This is a genomic window from Streptomyces sp. NPDC014907, assembly GCF_055562975.1.
The window spans coordinates 231,607-248,614 of sequence record NZ_JBVHEG010000001.1; the positions used below are offsets into that span (position 1 = coordinate 231,607).

At 73.2% G+C, this 17,008-nt stretch carries 16 protein-coding genes; 2 read left to right on the forward strand and 14 right to left on the reverse strand.

Going from position 1 to position 17,008, the window contains the following annotated elements; translation table 11 throughout:
- Nucleotides 1-149: 149 nt before the first annotated feature.
- From ligA to ACZ3IL_RS01060, 7 genes are all read right to left on the reverse strand, one after another.
- Entirely contained in the window at nucleotides 150-2,330 is a 2,181-nt protein-coding gene (ligA, locus tag ACZ3IL_RS01030) for an NAD-dependent DNA ligase LigA (protein WP_467385459.1), read from the reverse strand.
- A 32-nt stretch (nucleotides 2,331-2,362) separates the two neighbouring features.
- Entirely contained in the window at nucleotides 2,363-3,361 is a 999-nt protein-coding gene (locus ACZ3IL_RS01035; protein ID WP_467385460.1) for a methionine synthase, read from the reverse strand.
- Nucleotides 3,362-3,363: 2 nt separating this feature from the next.
- Nucleotides 3,364-4,062, reverse strand: a complete 699-nt coding sequence (locus tag ACZ3IL_RS01040) for an SDR family oxidoreductase (protein ID WP_467385461.1) — start codon at nucleotides 4,060-4,062, stop codon at nucleotides 3,364-3,366.
- Nucleotides 4,063-4,076: 14 nt separating this feature from the next.
- Nucleotides 4,077-4,547 (reverse strand): hypothetical protein, encoded by a 471-nt coding sequence (locus ACZ3IL_RS01045; protein WP_467385462.1) that lies wholly within the window; start codon nucleotides 4,545-4,547, stop codon nucleotides 4,077-4,079.
- Nucleotides 4,548-4,639: 92 nt separating this feature from the next.
- The gene (locus ACZ3IL_RS01050; RefSeq protein ID WP_467385463.1) at nucleotides 4,640-6,448 is read right to left on the reverse strand and encodes an alpha/beta hydrolase; all 1,809 of its coding nucleotides are present in this window, start codon (nucleotides 6,446-6,448) and stop codon (nucleotides 4,640-4,642) included.
- Nucleotides 6,445-6,879 carry a hypothetical protein gene (locus tag ACZ3IL_RS01055; RefSeq protein WP_467385464.1) on the reverse strand — a complete coding sequence of 145 codons (435 nt, stop codon included), beginning with the start codon at nucleotides 6,877-6,879 and terminating at the stop codon, nucleotides 6,445-6,447. The genes ACZ3IL_RS01050 and ACZ3IL_RS01055 overlap by 4 nt, the downstream gene beginning before the upstream one ends.
- A gap of 218 nt (nucleotides 6,880-7,097) precedes the next feature.
- A complete protein-coding gene (locus ACZ3IL_RS01060; protein ID WP_467385465.1) occupies nucleotides 7,098-7,631 on the reverse strand; it encodes an LOG family protein in 534 nt (177 codons plus the stop codon).
- Between the two features lie 97 nt (nucleotides 7,632-7,728).
- Between ACZ3IL_RS01060 and ACZ3IL_RS01065 the strand changes: the two genes are divergently transcribed.
- Nucleotides 7,729-8,442 carry an alpha/beta fold hydrolase gene (locus ACZ3IL_RS01065; RefSeq protein WP_467385466.1) on the forward strand — a complete coding sequence of 238 codons (714 nt, stop codon included), beginning with the start codon at nucleotides 7,729-7,731 and terminating at the stop codon, nucleotides 8,440-8,442.
- A gap of 200 nt (nucleotides 8,443-8,642) precedes the next feature.
- On the opposite strand, the gene mnmA is transcribed toward ACZ3IL_RS01065, so the two are convergent.
- Nucleotides 8,643-9,788 carry a tRNA 2-thiouridine(34) synthase MnmA gene (gene mnmA / locus ACZ3IL_RS01070; protein ID WP_467385467.1) on the reverse strand — a complete coding sequence of 382 codons (1,146 nt, stop codon included), beginning with the start codon at nucleotides 9,786-9,788 and terminating at the stop codon, nucleotides 8,643-8,645.
- A gap of 61 nt (nucleotides 9,789-9,849) precedes the next feature.
- Between mnmA and ACZ3IL_RS01075 the strand changes: the two genes are divergently transcribed.
- Complete coding sequence (locus ACZ3IL_RS01075; RefSeq protein ID WP_467386750.1) at nucleotides 9,850-10,545, forward strand: N-acetylmuramoyl-L-alanine amidase; 696 nt, start codon at nucleotides 9,850-9,852, stop codon at nucleotides 10,543-10,545.
- A gap of 34 nt (nucleotides 10,546-10,579) precedes the next feature.
- Here the strand turns inward: ACZ3IL_RS01075 and ACZ3IL_RS01080 are convergent, their stop codons facing one another.
- The 6 genes from ACZ3IL_RS01080 to ACZ3IL_RS01105 form a co-directional block, all read right to left on the reverse strand.
- On the reverse strand, nucleotides 10,580-11,743 hold the full coding sequence (locus ACZ3IL_RS01080) for a cysteine desulfurase family protein (protein WP_467385468.1): 1,164 nt from the start codon (nucleotides 11,741-11,743) through the stop codon (nucleotides 10,580-10,582).
- 94 nt (nucleotides 11,744-11,837) lie between these two features.
- The gene (locus ACZ3IL_RS01085; protein WP_467385469.1) at nucleotides 11,838-12,701 is read right to left on the reverse strand and encodes a thioesterase family protein; all 864 of its coding nucleotides are present in this window, start codon (nucleotides 12,699-12,701) and stop codon (nucleotides 11,838-11,840) included.
- Between the two features lie 22 nt (nucleotides 12,702-12,723).
- On the reverse strand, nucleotides 12,724-13,401 hold the full coding sequence (locus ACZ3IL_RS01090) for a trimeric intracellular cation channel family protein (protein WP_467385470.1): 678 nt from the start codon (nucleotides 13,399-13,401) through the stop codon (nucleotides 12,724-12,726).
- A gap of 168 nt (nucleotides 13,402-13,569) precedes the next feature.
- On the reverse strand, nucleotides 13,570-14,871 hold the full coding sequence (locus ACZ3IL_RS01095) for an ABC transporter ATP-binding protein (protein WP_467386752.1): 1,302 nt from the start codon (nucleotides 14,869-14,871) through the stop codon (nucleotides 13,570-13,572).
- Nucleotides 14,872-14,879: 8 nt separating this feature from the next.
- Complete coding sequence (locus ACZ3IL_RS01100; protein WP_467385471.1) at nucleotides 14,880-15,986, reverse strand: ABC transporter ATP-binding protein; 1,107 nt, start codon at nucleotides 15,984-15,986, stop codon at nucleotides 14,880-14,882.
- Nucleotides 15,983-16,981 (reverse strand): ABC transporter permease, encoded by a 999-nt coding sequence (locus ACZ3IL_RS01105; protein WP_467385472.1) that lies wholly within the window; start codon nucleotides 16,979-16,981, stop codon nucleotides 15,983-15,985. Before ACZ3IL_RS01105 ends, ACZ3IL_RS01100 begins: the two co-directional genes overlap by 4 nt.
- Between the last annotated feature and the right edge of the window lie 27 nt (nucleotides 16,982-17,008).

Below are 17,008 nucleotides of genomic sequence, written 5' to 3' on the forward strand. Positions count from 1 at the left end.
GACGAGACGCACGGGCACCACACTAGGCCGCCGAGGGCCCCGACGGGCAGCGCTCTCCTTGTCTTGCCCGAATGAGACCTGGTCACCCGTCACGATCTGGTATGCGCCGAACGGGTGAAGTTTCCCGCGCCCGCGGGAGCCCTCCGGGGTCACTCGGGGATCGGCACCGCGGCCTCCCGCGCCGCCTCCGGCCCTTGTTCGAGCAGGATCGAGAAGCCTTCCTCGTCCAGAACCGGAACCTTCAGCTGCATCGCCTTGTCGTACTTCGAACCTGGGTTTTCACCCACCACGACGAAGCCGGTCTTCTTCGAAACGGAACCGGTCACCTTCGCTCCGAGCCGCTGAAGCGACTCTTTTGCGCCATCCCTGGTGAACTTCTCCAGGGTGCCGGTCACCACGACCGTCAGCCCCTCCAGCGGACGCGGCCCCTCGTCCTCGCCGGCGCCCTCGTCCTCCAGGGTGACCCCGGCGGCCCGCCACCTGCGCACGATCTCGCGGTGCCACTCCTCGGAGAACCACTGCTTCACCGCCGCCGCGATGATCCCGCCGACCCCGTCGACGGCCGCCAGCTCCTCCTCGCTCGCCTGCTCGATCCGCTCCAGGGAACGGAACTCGCGGGCGAGCGCCTCGGCCGCGACCGGCCCCACGTGCCGGATCGAGAGCCCGTTGATGAACCGGGCCAGCGGCCGGGTCTTCGCCTCCTCGATGTTCTTCAGCATCGCCAGGGCGTTCTTCTTCGGCTCGCCCTTCTGGTTGGCGAAGACGGTGGCGATCTTCTCCTCGCCGGTCTTCGGGTCCCGCTTGGGCAGCCCGCTGCTCGGGTCGAGGACGTACGCCCTGATCGGCAGCAGCCGCTCGATGGTGAGGTCGAAGAGGCCGCCCTCGTCGTCGAGCGGCGGCTCGGCCGGCTCCAGGGGGCGGGTGAGGGCCGCCGCCGCCACCATGCCGAAGTGCTCGATGTCCAGGCACTGCCGTCCGGCCAGGAAGAAGAGCCGCTCGCGCAGCTGCGCCGGGCAGGTCCGGGCGTTCGGGCAGCGGAGGTCGATGTCGCCCTCCTTCATCGGCTTCAGCGGCGTCCCGCACTCCGGGCACGCGGACGGCATCACGAACTCCCGCTCGCTGCCGTCCCGCAGGTCCGCGACCGGCCCGAGGATCTCCGGAATGACGTCACCGGCCTTGCGCAGCACGACCGTGTCGCCGATGAGGACGCCCTTCGCCTTCACCACCTCCTGGTTGTGGAGGGTGGCGAACTCGACCTCGGAACCGGCCACGGTCACCGGCTCCACCTGCGCGTACGGGGTGACGCGCCCGGTCCTGCCGACACCGACCTTGATGTCGACCAGCTTGGTGTTGACCTCCTCCGGCGCGTACTTCCAGGCGATGGCCCAGCGCGGGGCGCGGGCCGTGGAGCCCAGCCGGCCCTGGAGCGGGATCTCGTCCAGCTTGACGACGACCCCGTCGATCTCGTGCTCGACGGAGTGCCGGTTCTCCCCGAAGTACGCGATGAACTCCCGCACCTCGTCGAGCGTCCCCACCACCCTGTTGTGCCGGGCGGTGGGCAGGCCCCACTCGTGGAGCAGTCCGTACGCCTCCGAGAGCCGGGCGATGTCGAAGCCCTCGCGGGCGCCGATGCCGTGCACCACCATGTGGAGCGGGCGGGAGGCGGTGATCTTCGGGTCCTTCTGCCGGAGCGAACCGGCGGCCGCGTTGCGCGGGTTGGCGAAGGGCTTGTCACCGGCCTCGACCAGACGGGCGTTGAGCCCCTGGAAGGCCTCCATCGGGAAGTAGACCTCGCCGCGGATCTCCACCAGCGCCGGAATCCGGTCGCCGCGCAGCCGCTCCGGGATGTCGGCGATCGTCCGCACGTTGGGCGTGATGTCCTCGCCGGTGCGGCCGTCGCCCCGGGTCGCGGCCCGGGTCAGCCGCCCGTGCTCGTACGTGAGGTTCACGGCCAGGCCGTCGACCTTCAGCTCGCACAGGAAGTGGTGGTCGGGGGTGCCGACGTCCCGCGCGACCCGCTCGGCCCAGGCGGCCAGCTCCTCGTCGTCGAAGGCGTTGTCGAGGGAGAGCATCCGCTCGCGGTGCTCGACGGCGGTGAACTCGGTCTCGTACTGGCCCGCGACCTTCTGGGTCGGGGAGTCGGGCGTCCGCAGCTCCGGATACTCCTCCTCCAGCGCCTCCAGGGAACGCAGGAGCCCGTCGAACTCGCCGTCGCTGATGACCGGCTGGTCCTTCACGTAGTACCGGAAGCGGTGCTCCTCGATCTCCTGCGCCAGATCGGCGTGCCTCTCCCGCGCCCCGGCGGGCGGGGCCCCCTCGTCGACTGCCACCTTCGTCCGTCCTCCCGTGTCTCGAAGCCCGGTCACTCCGGGTTGTCCGCGAGCGACTGCGCCGCCCGGACGCAGTGGGCGAGCGCCGCGCGGGCGTAGGCGGGCGAGGCGCCCGCCAGTCCGCACGCGGGAGTGACCACCACGGACTCCGCGAGGGTCCCCGGATTCAGCCCCAGCCTGCGCCACAGCGTCCTGACACCCATGACGCTACCGCCAGGGTCCGACAACGGGCCGTCGGTGGACGGCACCACACCGGCCAGGAGCTTCGTACCGCCCTCCACGGCCTCCCCGATCACCTCCTCGTCACGTTCGGTGAGCAGCCCGAAGTCGAACGAGATCCCGGCGACGCCGGCCCGCCGCAGCAGCGCGAAGGGCACGTCGGGAGCGCAGGAGTGGACGACCACCGGCCCGTCGTGGACGGCGCTCACCTGCCGCAGGGCGCTCTCCACGGTCTGCCGGTCCACGGCCCGGTAGGTCCGGTAACCGCTGGCCGTGCGGACCTCGCCCCGCAGGACGGCGGTGAGCGAGGGCTCGTCGAGCTGGAGGACCGGCCGGGCGCCGGGGACGCGCTTGCGCAGCTCCGCCAGGTGCTGGTGCAGCCCCTCCACGAGGGAACCCGTCAGGTCGCGGCAGGCGCCCGCGTCGCCGAGGGCGGCCTCGCCGCCGCGCAGCTCCAGGGCGGCGGCGAGCGTCCAGGGGCCCACCACCTGCACCTTGAGCGGTCCCTCGTACCCCTGGGTGAACTCCTCCAGGGCGTCGAGGTCCTCACCGAGCCAGGAACGGGCCCGCCGGGTGTCGCGGCCGGGGCGGTCGCTGATCCGCCAGCCGCTCGGCTCCACGTGCGCGTAGAGCTCGACGAGCATCCCGATCGTCCGGCCGATCATGTCGGCGCCGGGGCCCCGGGCGGGCAGCTCGGGGAGGAACGGGAAGTCCTCGAAGGAGCCGGTGGCGGCCCTGGCGGCCTCGCGGGCGTCGCCGCCCGGCAGGGAACCGACGCCGGTGGCGGGCCCCCAGAGTCTGGTGTCGTTCACGTCTACCGCCCCGGACGAACGGTGAGGTCGTTGATCTCCGCGTCGCGCGGCAGGTCGAGCGCGGCGAGGATCGCCGTCGCGACCGACTCGGGATCGATCCACTTCGACGGGTCGTACTCCTTGCCCTCCTGCTGGTGCACCTTCGCCTGCATGGGGCTCGCGGTGCGGCCCGGGTAGACCGAGGTCACCCGCACCCCGTGGGCGTGCTCCTCGTGGCGCAGGGAGTCCGCCAGGGCCTTCAGGCCGTGCTTGGAGGCGGCGTACGCGCCCCACTCGGCGTGCGCGTTGAGCCCGGCGCCCGAGTTCACGAAGACGACGTGCCCCTGGGAGACCCGGAGCTGGGGCAGGAAGTGACGGGTCAGCTCGGCCGGGGCGACCAGGTTGACGTTGAGCTGGTGGTGCCAGGTCTTCGGGGTGAGGTCCCCGATCGGGGCGAGGTCCACGACGCCCGCGACGTGCAGCAGGCCGTCGACCCGCTCGGGCAGGCTCTGGTGCGAGAACGCCCAGGACAGCCGGTCCGGGTCGGCCAGGTCCCCGACGAGGGTGCGGGCGCCCGGGAACTCGGCGGCCAGTTCCCTGGCCCGTCCCGCGTCGCGCGCGTGGAGCACGAGTTCGTCCCCGCGCGCGTGGAGGCGGCGGGCGACGGCCGCGCCGATGCCGGAACCGGCTCCGGTGATCACATGTGTAGCCATGGGAGCCATGCTCCCACCTGCGCTCAGGCGGAGGGGGTGGGGGCGGGGGCCGTGGCGGACCAGAAGTCGGAGCGGACGTGGGGGGTGGGGATCTTTCCGTAGGGGTGGGCGGGGCCGTTGGGCGCGCCGGCGGGATCGGCGACCTCGGACTTCTCGACACAGGGGGTGGTGACGTCGAAGAAGGCCTGGCCCTTGTGACCGACCTCCACGGTCATCATGAAGCCGTCCGGCGTCCGGGCGAAGATGGCCGGCATCTCACGGTCCTTGTTCACACCGGTGATCTCGTAGCCGGACTTCTTCCAGGACCGCTCGACCACTCCGAGGAAATTTCCGCGCCGCTGCTCGGAGATGATGGTCGTCACGGTCCGGCGCCGCGTCACCGTGCAGCTTCCACTGGTCCAGGTGTCGTGTGCCCACCGGAGCTCGGGTACGACCGCGTTCAGCGTCGCGTCCAGCATGGCGTCCGCCCGCTCCGCAGCCTCCTGCATGTCCATGTCCATCCTCGTTCCCCGACCGCCCTGGCTTCCGCACCCGGCGATCAGTGTGCCCATCAGAAGTACAGTGACGACCACCCGCGCAGGCCGTTTCATCGGTGCTCCTCCGTGGTGATCCTGCCGGGGTGCCCTGCGACGACCCTGGCGATGTTCTTCGCCGATTCAGGGTCCAGTTCCGGCGTGAAGTACTGGGAGTGGGCACCGAAACCGCCGCCATCCAGAATCATCTTCGGGCCGTCGTCAACCTTGAAACGACGGGCCCCGAAGGCTTCGCTCGCCGGGTCCTTGCCGAAGTACACGTCGTCGTCACCGGCGTCGAAGAGGTCGCGGGCGGGCAGCACGCCCAGTGGGCCTCCCAGGGCCCATCCCAGCGCCGCCTCGTCCTTCGTCGGCAGATGGGTGACCGGGTCGTTGTCGGCGGCGCCGACGAAGACGTGCTCCCTGCCCACTCCCAAGTCCTGCGCCTTCTCCGCCCCCACCCCGGGACTGCCGAGCAGGATGATGTCGTCCACGCCCGGAATCCCGCCGGACTGCCTGGCGGCCGTGCCCACGGTGAACGAACCGTACGAGTGCCCGATCGCGGTCAGGTGGGGGTCCTCGTTCCCGTTGGTCACCGAAAGGCCCTCCATGAACCGGTTGTACGCGGGAGCGCCCCGCTCGGCGTCGCCCTCGCCCATGACGTCCACGTGCTGCGGGGCGTCGTAACCGAGCCAGACGATCGAGGCGCTGGACGGGTCGATCCTCCGGGCACCCTTGGCGGTGTCCTGGGCCCGCTTCATCGTGTCCTCGACGAACCCGTCGTCGAGCCTGGTGCCCAGCCCCGGTACGTACGCCGAGACGTTCTTCGCGATGTCCGGGTTGCCGTAGGACACGATCGCCCGTCCGTTGCCCTCGTCCCCGATGCCGAGGAGGAACATCGGCGGGTCGCTCGGTTTTCCCAGCCTGTCCTGGATCATCCGGAGGGCATCGAGCCTGGTCTGCGCGTCGTCGCCGCCCTTGCGCGCCAGTTCGTCGATGAGGACCGGCAGGTAGGCCCGGTTCGCCTGGTCCCGTACGGCCGCCGGGATGCCGTCCAGGCCGCCGATCAGGTCCGGTGCCACCTCCAGGTACTCCTGGCGCCGTTCGTCGGTCAGGCCGTCCCACCACTTCTTGCGTTCGGCGGGGCTCCTGTCCTCCGGTACGGTCCCGCCGAGGTACGTGCCGGCGGCGGAGCGGACGTCGGAGGTGTCGCGGGCGGCGTCCTTCAACGTGGCCTCGGTGACGTCGAGGCCCTTCTCCGCCATGAGGCCGGCCAGGGTCCTCGCGTACCGGGCGTCGACCTCCCGCGCGGCCCGTACGGCCCTGACGATGCGGTCCGCCACGTCCTGCGCCCTCGCCGCGTTCGGGTTGAGCGGCCCGAGGCCCGCGGGACCCGGGTGGAGCGACGGCCTCCCGTCCGCGCCGGGGGCGGGCGGGGACGGGAAGAGGCCGTGGGCGCCGCGGACCGTGCCGCCCGGGGCCTCCCTCCTCGTGCCGGTCAGGTCCTCGATCCCGGCGGCCGGATAGCTCACGGAACCGTCCTCGTGGACGGTGAGGTTCTGGGCGGCGGCGTCCGCGAGGGCCTGCCCGAGCGCGTTCCGCGGTGCGGCGAGGTCGGCGGCGAGGCCGTTGAGCGCCGTACGGACGAGGCCGCATTCCGTGTGCAGGTAGGTGAAGTTGCGGCTGAGGCGCCGGAGTCTGCCGAGGGCCGCTTCGGCCGCTTCGCTCTCCTGGGTCTCGCGGAGTTTCGCGGACATCGCCCGGTCGACCCGTACGCGGTCGGAGCCCGAGCGGTTCGACACGGCGTGCCACCTGTCCCCCGCCTCCGTGAGTCCGGAGGTCCTGAGGTCCCGCAGGAGCTGCCAGGTGAGGGTTCCGGTCACCGCCTGCCGCCCGTTCCGCCCGCGTCGATCCCCCTGAGGGACCTCTCGACCCCGGTGTCCGTCTCGCCCATTTCCCGGGCGACCGCCAGCAGGGCGTCCCCGAGGTGCTCGCACTCGTCCCGCACCGCCCCGAGGCGCGCCTCCCAGGACCTCAGGACCTCTCCGAGGACCGCGACGGAGGTGAGGCCCGCGGCTTCCGCCCCGACGCCTTCGTGGCCGGGGCCGAGCGCCGACCGGCTCGCCTCCGTGCCGGCGCGGAGTTCACCGGCGGTTCGGGAGGCGCTGGTCCAGGGCCCTCCGCTGTGCCGGAGCGTGCCGTTCGCGCCTCCGCCGGACCTCGGGCCCGGGGGCGCCGGGGCGGGGCCCGTGACGGCTCCGCCGCCGTCGCCGGTCGGTCCGAACAGTTCCCGCCACCGCTCCGTGGACGACATCGTTTCCCCCGGCACCGTTTCCCCCGATCACCGCGCGTTCCGTTCTCGTGCGTGACGAAGGTAGTGCAGAGAGTGACGGTGCGCGCAATCGCGAGCACCCCGGAGTGAACCGCGCGGAGGAACCGTTTCGGCGTCCGGTGGCGCGTCCGCGTGCCCACCGTGGCCGCGCGGGCACGCGCGCCCCCCGTGCCGCCGGAGCGGACGGCGGGGCGCCCGGCTCAGCTCAGCTCCGCCTCCAGGTACGCGAGGGCCGCCGGGCCGTCGTCCGCGAAGAAGGCGAGGTCCGCGAGGGGGATCGGCAGGAAGCCCTCCTCCTCCATGCGCCGGAACTGGGTCTTGAGCCCGTCGTAGAAGCCGGCCGTGTTGAGGAGGACCACCGGTTTGCGGTGCTTGCCGTGCTTCTTCAGCTCCAGGATCTCGGTGGCCTCGTCCAGGGTGCCGGTGCCGCCGACCATGACGACGATCGCGTCGCACTTGGCGAGGAGCAGCGCCTTGCGCTGCGCGAGGTCCCCGGCGACGACCATCTCGTCGGCGTTCGGGCGGGCCTTGTGGGCGAGGAAGTCGACGGAGACGCCGACGAGCCGCCCGCCCGCCTCCTGGACCCCGTCCGCGACGACCTTCATCAGGCCGGTGTCGGAACCGCCCCAGACGAGGGTGTGGCCGGCCTTGCCGAGCAGGCCGGCGAACTCGCGGGCCGGAGCCGTGTACCGCTCGTCCAGGTTCGCCGCGGAGAGGAAGACGCAGATGTTCATGGCCCTACGGTAGGGCCTGACCTGGGGTTTCCGGGATTCTCCGGGAAATCTTGCGCGGCGGCGATGAGTTGTGGCGGCCGGTCCGGTCTCCCCTGCCATGGACGAGGTGAGCAGGGTCGGGGGACGCGTCGCGTCGCGGGACGGGACGCCGGTCGCGTACGAGCGGTACGGGGACGGGGACGGGCCGCCCCTCGTCCTGGTGGCCGGGGGCCGGGGGACGGCCGCGAGCGGGCGGCCGCTCGCCGGGCTCCTGGCCCGGCGCTTCCCGGTCGTGGTGTACGACCGCCGGGGGCGCGGACCGTACGCCGTGGAGCGGGAGTTCGAGGACCTGGCGGCGGTCCTGGCGGCGGCGGGTCCCGGCGCGGTCGTGCACGGGACGGGGACGGGGGGCGCGCTGGCGCTCGCCGCGGTGGCGGCCGGGCTGCCGGTGGAGGCGGTGTCGGTGTACGAGCCGCCCGCGCCGGTGTACGAGCCGTACGCGCGGGAGACCGGCCTGCCCGCGCGGAAGACCGGTGTGCCGCCGTCCCGGGCGGCCGCGAGGTCCGCGCACGCGCCCGCGTACGGCCTCGCGGGGCCCGGCGGGGTGGCGCCGGGGCGGCGTCTGGCCGCGGTCCGCGCGCGCGTGCTGGTGGTGGACGGGGGCGCGAGCCCCGTGGAGGTCCGACGCGCGGCCCGCGCCCTGGCGGCGGCCCTCCCCCGGGGCCGGCACCGCACCCTGACGGGCCAGACGCACGAGGTGGCCCCGCACGTCCTGGCACCGGTCCTGGAGGGGTTCTTCTCCGGGGACCGGGAGACGGCCGGGGCCCCGTAGGGGCGGCCCCTCAGGGCCTGGTCGGCGGAGCCTCAGGGTCCACCCGGCGGGATCTCAGGGGACCCACCGCCCGGCGAGGGCCTCAGGGACCGCCCGGCGGGTCTCAGGGCCCAGCCCGCCCGGCGGGTCTCAGGGCCCAGCCCACCCGGCGGTGTCCCAGCGCCTGTCCGACGGGGTCGCGGGGGCCGCCCGGCGGCGTCTCAGGCGGTGGCGGGCGCCGTCCGTCCCCGTACCGTCGCCGCGATCGTCGCCGAGCCGACCACGCGCGTGCCGTCGTACAGCACGATCGCCTGCCCGGGGGCCACGCCCCTGACCGGCTCGTCGAAGGTGACCTTCAGCTCGCCGTCCTCCATCGCCGCGCTCACTCCCGTCTCGCCGCCGTGGGCGCGGAGCTGGGCGGTGTAGCGGCCGGGGCCCTCGGGGGCGGTGCCGCACCAGCGGGGCCTGATCGCGGTGAGGGCGGTGACGTCCAGGGCCTCGGCGGGGCCGACCGTGACCGTGTTGTCCACGGGCGAGATGTCGAGGACGTAGCGGGGCTTGCCGTCCGGGGCGGGGTGGCCGATCCGCAGGCCCTTGCGCTGCCCGATGGTGAAGCCGTACGCGCCCTCGTGGGTGCCGACCTTCGTCCCCGACTCGTCCACGATGTCGCCCTCCGCCTTCCCCAGGCGGGTGGCGAGGAAGCCCTGCGTGTCGCCGTCGGCGATGAAGCAGATGTCGTGGCTGTCGGGCTTCTTCGCGACCGCGAGCCCGCGCCGCTCGGCCTCCGCCCGGATCTCGTCCTTGGTGGTGAGGGTGTCGCCCAGCGGGAACATCGCGTGCGCGAGCTGCTTCTCGTCCAGCACGCCGAGGACGTAGGACTGGTCCTTGGCCGTGTCGGAGGCGCGGTGCAGCTCGCGGGTGCCGTCGTCGTTCAGGACGACGGTGGCGTAGTGGCCGGTGCACACGGCGTCGAAGCCGAGGGCGAGCGCCTTGTCGAGGAGCGCCGCGAACTTGATCTTCTCGTTGCAGCGCAGGCAGGGGTTGGGGGTGCGGCCGGCCTCGTACTCCGCGACGAAGTCGTCCACGACGTCCTCGCGGAACCGCTCGGCGAGGTCCCACACGTAGAAGGGGATGCCGATGACGTCGGCGGCCCGGCGCGCGTCGCGGGAGTCCTCGATCGTGCAGCAGCCGCGCGCTCCGGTGCGGAACGACTGCGGGTTCGCGGAGAGGGCGAGGTGGACGCCGGTGACGTCGTGGCCCGCCTCGACGGCACGGGCGGCGGCGACGGCGGAGTCCACTCCGCCCGACATGGCGGCGAGGACCCGGAGGGGGCGGGTGCGGGGGCGCGGGGGCGGGGTCTGAGTCATAGCCCCACCAGGGTACGGGGCGCCGGGAACCACCGTCGCGGTAGTGAGCGTTCTCGAAGACATGGGGAACAAGGGGAGCAAGGGGAACAGCGCGGTGGGGCGGCGGGCCGTCCTGCTCGGCGGCGGGGCCGCCGTGGTCGGCACGGCGGTACTGGCCCGGGAGGAGCTGGCGCGCGCCTGGGCGCGGCTGCCGGGGGCGCAGCGGAAGCGGACCGAGGGGGAGCTGGACCACGCGGGCGCCGAGTGGACGGCGGCGGCGCGGGCGAACTGGCGGCGGGCGGACCGGCCGGACGACTACACGGTCGACCGGATCGTGATCCACGTCGTGCAGGGCAGTTACGCGACGGCGCTGCGGGTCTTCAAGAACCCGGGGCACGGGGCCGCCGCGCACTACGTGGTCCGCAGGGACGGGCACGTGGCGCAGATGATCCGGGAGCTCGACGTGGCCTTCCACGCGGGCAACCGGGCCATGAACGAGCGGAGCATCGGCATCGAGCACGAGGGCTTCGTGGACCGGCCGCAGGACTTCACGGCGGCGATGTACGAGGGCTCGGCGCGGCTGGCGGCCGACATATGCGCCCGGTACGGGATACCCGTGGACCGGGAGCACATCATCGGGCACGTGGAGGTGGAGGGCACCGACCACACCGATCCCGGTCCGCACTGGGACTGGGACCGGTACCTGCGGCTGGTGCGGGAGGCGGCGGAGAGGCGGGCGGCGTCCGGGGGGCGCGAGGCGTCCCGGAAGCCCGCCTGAGCCCGGAGGGGCGGGCGGGTGCGGCCGCCCGGAGTCAGGTGAGGCCGGCGGTGCGGGCCCGTTCGACGGCCGGGCCGATCGCCCCGGCGACCGCCGCCACGTCCTCCGCGGTGGAGGTGTGGCCGAGGGAGAAGCGCAGGGTGCCCCGGGCCAGGTCGGGGTCGGCGCCGGTGGCGAGCAGGACGTGGCTGGGCTGGGCGATGCCGGCGGTGCAGGCGGAGCCGGTGGAGCAGGCGATGCCGGCCGCGTCGAGCAGGAGGAGCAGCGAGTCGCCCTCGCAGCCGGGGAAGGTGAAGTGGGCGTTGGCGGGGAGCCGGCCGACCGGGTCGCCGCCGAGGATCGCGTCGGGGACGGCCGCGCGGACGGCGGTGACGAGCTCGTCGCGGAGGGCGCCGATCTCGCGGGCGAAGTCCTCGCGCCGCTCGGCGGCGAGCCGGGCGGCGACGGCGAAGGCGGCGACGGCGGGGACGTCGAGGGTGCCGGAGCGGACGTGCCGCTCCTGACCGCCGCCGTGCAGGACGGGCACGGGGGTGTGCTCGCGGCCCAGGAGCAGGGCGCCGATGCCGTAGGGGCCGCCGATCTTGTGGCCGGACACGGTCATGGCGGCGAGTCCGGAGGCCGCGAAGTCGACCGGAACCTGCCCCACGGCCTGAACGGCGTCGGCGTGCAGGGGCACGCCGAACCCGGCGGCGACGTCGGCGAGTTCACGGACCGGCATGAGGGTGCCGATCTCGTTGTTGGCCCACATCACGGTGGCCAGGGCGACGGAGCCGGGGTCGCGGGCGATCGCCTCGCGCAGCGCTTCGGGGTGCACCCGGCCGTGGTGGTCGACGGGCAGGTACTCGACCCGGGCCCCCTCGTGGACGGCGAGCCAGTCGACGGCGTCGAGGACGGCGTGGTGTTCGACCGGGCTGGCCAGGACGCGGGTGCGTCGGGGGTCGGCGGCGCGCCGCGACCAGTAGAGGCCCTTCACGGCGAGGTTGTCGGCCTCGGTGCCGCCGGAGGTGAGGACGACCTCGCTCGGCCGGGCGCCGAGGGCGGCGGCGAGGGTCTCGCGCCCCTCCTCGACGGTCCGCCGGGCCCGCCGTCCGGCGGCGTGCAGGGAGGAGGCGTTGCCCGTGACGGCGAGGTGGGCGGTCATCGCCTCGATCGCCTCGGGCAGCATGGGCGTGGTCGCGGCGTGGTCGAGGTAAGCCATGGTGGGTCGATTCTACGAGCCCGCCGCGGCGCTCCCGGCGCGTGGCCGGTTCACGGCCCCGCCTCCGGCGCGGGGCGGGACCGCCGGGACGGGCTCAGCCGCGCGGGGCGCGGGCGAGCTGGCGGGACTGGGCGACCAGGCGGTCGGTGCTGTCCCAGACCTCGGCGTCCTCCTCCAGGAAGCCGCCGGCCAGGTTGCGGGTGGTGATGGAGACCCGCAGCGGGCCGGGGGCCGGGCGGCAGCGGACGTGGGTGGTGAGCTCCACCGTCGGGGTCCAGCCCTTCAGCCCCAGCTCGAAGGAGGTCGGCGGGAGGGCGTCGACGGTGAGGAGCAGGGAGAGGGCGTCGGGCTCGCGGCCGTCGGCGAGGCCGAACCAGGCGCGCATCTCGCCCTTGCCGGAGGGGGCGCCGACCGCCCAGCCGACGCAGGAGGGGTCGAGGCGTATGTCGAGCCGCTCGGTGATGGCGGAGGAGCCGGGGAGGTCCGGGGCGGGGCCGTCGGAGGCGCCGAAACAGTTCTCGATCGGGGCCATGGCCGGGGGCGTCGCGCTGGTGCGGACGTCGTCGGGGAGGGCGCCGAGGTCGCCGTACGAGGCGAGGACGCGGATGCGCTCGACCTCGGCGCCGTTCTCGTCGTACTGGAGGAGCGAGGCCTGGCCGGTGGAGAGGGTCCGGCCGGTGCGGACGGTCTCGGTCCGGATCACCGCCGGGCCGGGCACGGACGGCGTCAGGTAGTGCGCCGAGATCGTGAACGGGTCGGGGTGCGGGAGGTGGTGGCCGAGGGCGCGGCCGAGCAGGGCCAGGAGATAGCCGCCGTTGACGGCGTGGATGATGGTCCAGCCGGCGGAGAGGTCGGCGTCGTAGACACCGGGTTCCCGGAGGGTGACGGCGGTGTCGCGGTCGAACTCGCTCGTCCCGGCGGACGGCGCGGCGGCGTTCGTCTCGGTGCTCGTGCTCATGGGGTGACGGTACCGCAGGGTGCTACTGAGCGGTAGCTTTCTCCGGCACTTCACGGGCGGTGGAACGGCGGTTCCAGGCACGGGGCGCACGCCAGTGGTAGCGCATCGCGAGGAGGCGGAGCGTGAAGGCCACGAGGACCGCGGCGCCGCTCGTGAAGGCGTTGAGGGCCTCGAAGCGGATGCAGAGCACGACCGTCGTCGCGCCCACGATCGCCGGGACGGCGTACAGGTCCCGGTCCCAGCGCAGCAGGGAGGGCACCTCGTTGGCCAGCACGTCGCGCAGGACGCCGCCGCCGACGGCGGTGGCGAGCCCGAGGGCGGCCGAGGAGGTGAGGCCGAGCCCGTAGTCGTACGCCTTCGTCGTCCCCGTGACGCAGAAGAGGCCGAGGCCCGCCGCGTCGAACACGTTGACGGCGGCCTGGGTGCGCTCCACCACCGGATGGAGGAAGAAGACGAGGACCGTCGCGACCAGGGGCATGAGGAAGTAGCCGAGGTCGGTGAAGGCGGCGGGGGGTACGGCGCCGATGACCAGGTCGCGGAAGAGCCCGCCGCCGAGGGCGGTGACCTCGGCGAGGACGGCGATGCCGAAGACGTCGAAGTTCTTCCGGACGGCGAGGAGCGCGCCCGAGATGGCGAACACGAAGATGCCGACGAGGTCGAGGGCGTGCTGGACGGAGGGGGTGAACAGGTTGTGGAGCACCGCCCAATTGTGCCGGTCGTCCCCACGGGGGCCGGCGCCCGCCCCGTTCCGGCCCGGCCCGGCGGGCGGCCCGCACGCGCGGGAGGCCCGGCACCGGACCCCGGCTCGCCGCGCGCCCCGCACGCGCGGGAGGCCCCGTCGCCGTGCGGCGACGGGGCCTCCCGCGGTTCACGCCTTCGGGGCGTCGCCCCCGGCGGTGGGTGCGGCGCCCTCGACGGCCGGTGCGGCGCTCCCGGCAGCAGATGCGGCGCCTCCGTCGGCCGGCTCGGCGCTCCCGGCGGGTTCGGCCGTCCCGGCCGCAGGTGCGGCGCTCCCGGCCGGCTCCGGCGCCTCGGTCCCGGCCGGGGCGTCCGGCCCGGACCCGGACCCGTCCCCCGCCGGCGCGTCCGTCCCGGCGGGCGTCTTCGTCCCGGACTCCGTTCCGGTCGCGGTTCCGGGCTCCTTCTTCGTGATCTCCACCGACTCCCTCGCCCCCGGCACCGTCACGCCCTCGGCGTTCTCCGGGTGGTGGCAGGCCACGCGCTGCCCGGGGCGGAGTTCCACGAGCGGCGGCTCCTGGGTCCGGCAGAGGTCCGTGGCCTTCCAGCAGCGGGTGTGGAAGCGGCAGCCGGGGGGCGGGGAGATCGGGGAGGGGACGTCCCCGGTGAGGAGGATGCGCTCGCTCTTGACGCCCCGGCGGCGCGGGTCCGGCACCGGGACGGCGGACAGCAGGGCCCGGGTGTACGGGTGCATCGGGTTCTCGTACAGGGACTTGCGGTCCGCCAGCTCGACGATCTTGCCGAGGTACATCACGGCGATGCGGTCCGAGACGTGCCGCACGACCGACAGGTCGTGGGCGATGAACACGTAGGTGAGGCCCAGCTCGTCCTGGAGGTCGTCCAGGAGGTTGACCACCTGCGCCTGGATGGAGACGTCCAGGGCCGAGACCGGCTCGTCCGCCACGACCAGCTTCGGCTTGAGCGCGAGCGCGCGGGCGATGCCGATGCGCTGGCGCTGGCCGCCGGAGAACTCGTGCGGGTAGCGGTTGTAGTGCTCCGGGTTCAGGCCCACCAGGCCGAGGAGGCGCTGCACCTCCTTCTTCACGCCGCCCTCGGGCTCGACGCCCTGGAGCCGGAAGGGCGCCGAGACGATCGTGCCGACCGTGTGGCGCGGGTTCAGCGACCCGTACGGGTCCTGGAAGATCATCTGGATGTCCCGGCGGAACGGCCGCATCCCGCCCACCCCGAGGTGGGAGATGTCCTTGCCCTGGAACTCGACCGTGCCGCCGGTCGGTTCGAGGAGGCGGGTGATGAGCCGGCCCATCGTCGACTTGCCGCAGCCGGACTCGCCGACGACGCCCAGGGTCTCACCGGGGTAGACCTCGAAGTCGAGGCCGTCGACCGCCTTGACCGCGCCGGTACGGCGCTGGAGGAGGCCCTTCCGGATGGGGAAGTGCTTCTGCAGGCCGGTGACCTTGAGCAGGGGTTCCATGGTCTCGCTCACAGCTTCGGCGCAATCTCTTCGGTCCAGATGCGGGTGCGCTCCTCCTGCGGCATGTGGCAGGCGGAGTGGTGGCGCTCTCCGACGAGAGCCAGCTCGGGCCGCTGGGTGCGCGTGATGCCGCCCTTGGGGACGTCCGCGTACGGGCAGCGCGGGTTGAAGGCGCAGCCGCTCGGGATGTCGATGAGGCTCGGCGGGTTGCCCCTGACGGGGATGAGGCGTTCGGTCTGCTCGCGGTCGATGCGGGGCATCGAGCCGAGCAGGCCCCAGGTGTAGGGGTGCTGCGGCTCGTAGAAGACGGACTCGGCCGGGCCGCGCTCGACGCAGCGCCCGCCGTACATGACGAGGATGTCGTCGGCCAGCTCCGCGACGACGCCGAGGTCGTGGGTGATGATGACGACCGCCGAGCCGAACTCCTTCTGCAGGTCGCGCATCAGGTCGAGGATCTGCGCCTGCACGGTCACGTCGAGCGCGGTGGTCGGCTCGTCGGCGATGAGCAGCTCGGGGTTGTTGACCAGCGCCATCGCGATCATCGCGCGCTGGCGCATGCCGCCGGAGAACTCGTGCGGGTAGTTGTCGAACCGCTTGGCGGGCTCGGGGATGCCGACCCGGTCGAGGAGTTCGACGGCCCGCCGGCGCGCCGTCTTCTTGTCGGTGTCGTGGTGGACGCGGTACGCCTCCACGATCTGGGCGCCGACCGTGTAGTACGGGTGCATCGCGGACAGCGGGTCCTGGAAGATCATGGCCATCTCGCGGCCGCGCATCCGGCGGACCTCGTCCGGGTCGGCCGAGAGGAGCTCGCGCCCCTTGAGCCAGATCTCGCCGGAGATCCTGGCCTTCTGCCGGCCGTACTGCCCGACCGTGTGCAGGCCCATGATGCCGAGCGAGGTCACCGACTTGCCGGAGCCGGACTCGCCCACGATGCCGAGGGTCTTTCCCTTCTCCAGCTGGAAGGAGAGGCCGTCGACCGACTTGACCAGACCGTCGTCGGTCGGGAAGTGGATCCTCAGGTCGCGCACGTCGAGGAAGGCGTCGGAGGGGGCGGACTTCCCGGCGGCGGCGGGCTCCCCCACCGCCGTTCCGGTCTTCGTCGGGTTGTCCGTCATGCGAGCCTCACTCGGGGGTCGATCACCGCGTACAGGAGGTCCACCACGAGGTTGGCGATGACCACGCAGGCGGCCGTGATGAGGGTGACCGCGAGGATCACCGGCAGGTCGCGGTCGCCGACCGCCTTGAAGGCGGCGTTGCCGAGGCCCGACAGGTTGAACGCGGTCTCGGTCAGGACCGCGCCGCCGACGAGGGCGCCGAGGTCCATGCCGAAGATGGTCAGGATGGGGGTCATGGTGGAGCGCATCGCGTGCTTGCCGAGCACGACCGGCTCCGGCAGGCCCTTGGCGCGGGCGGTGCGGATGTAGTCCTCGCCGAGGACCTCCAGCATGGTGGCGCGGGTGAGGCGCGCGTACATCGCCGCGTAGAGGAAGGCGAGGGTGACCCAGGGCAGGAGCAGGCCGCCGAACCACGCGCCGGGGGACTCGGTGATCGGCACGTACTTGGCGTCCAGCCAGCCGAGCTGGGTCCGGAAGAGGAACATCGCCAGCATGGCGGTGAAGTAGATGGGGAGCGAGACGCCGGCGAGCGCGGTGACCATCGCCGCCCGGTCGATCACGGTGCCCCGCTTGAGCGCGGAGACGACGCCGGTGGTGACGCCCATCAGGAGCCAGAGCACGGCCGCGCCGAGGACCATGGAGAGGGTGACCGGGATGCGGTCGACCAGCATGGTCCAGACGTCCTGCTCGGTCTTGAAGGAGTAGCCGAAGCACGGGGCCGCGCAGTGGATGCTGTCGCCGCCGCCGACGTAGTCCCGGCCGACGAAGATGCCGGAGACGAAGTGCCAGAACTGCACCAGGATCGGCTCGTCCAGGCCCAGCTTCTGCCGGATGCCCTCGATGGATGCCGGGTCCGCCTGCTTGCCGACGAACATCGCGGCAGGGTCGCTGCCGGTCAGCTTGGGAATGAGGAAGAAGATGCTGAGCGTCACGAGCGTGACGACGAGCAGCATCACGACGACCGCGAGGAGTCGCCGGACTATGTATGCAAGCATGCGGTCGGCCGGTCGGCGGCCCCGGGG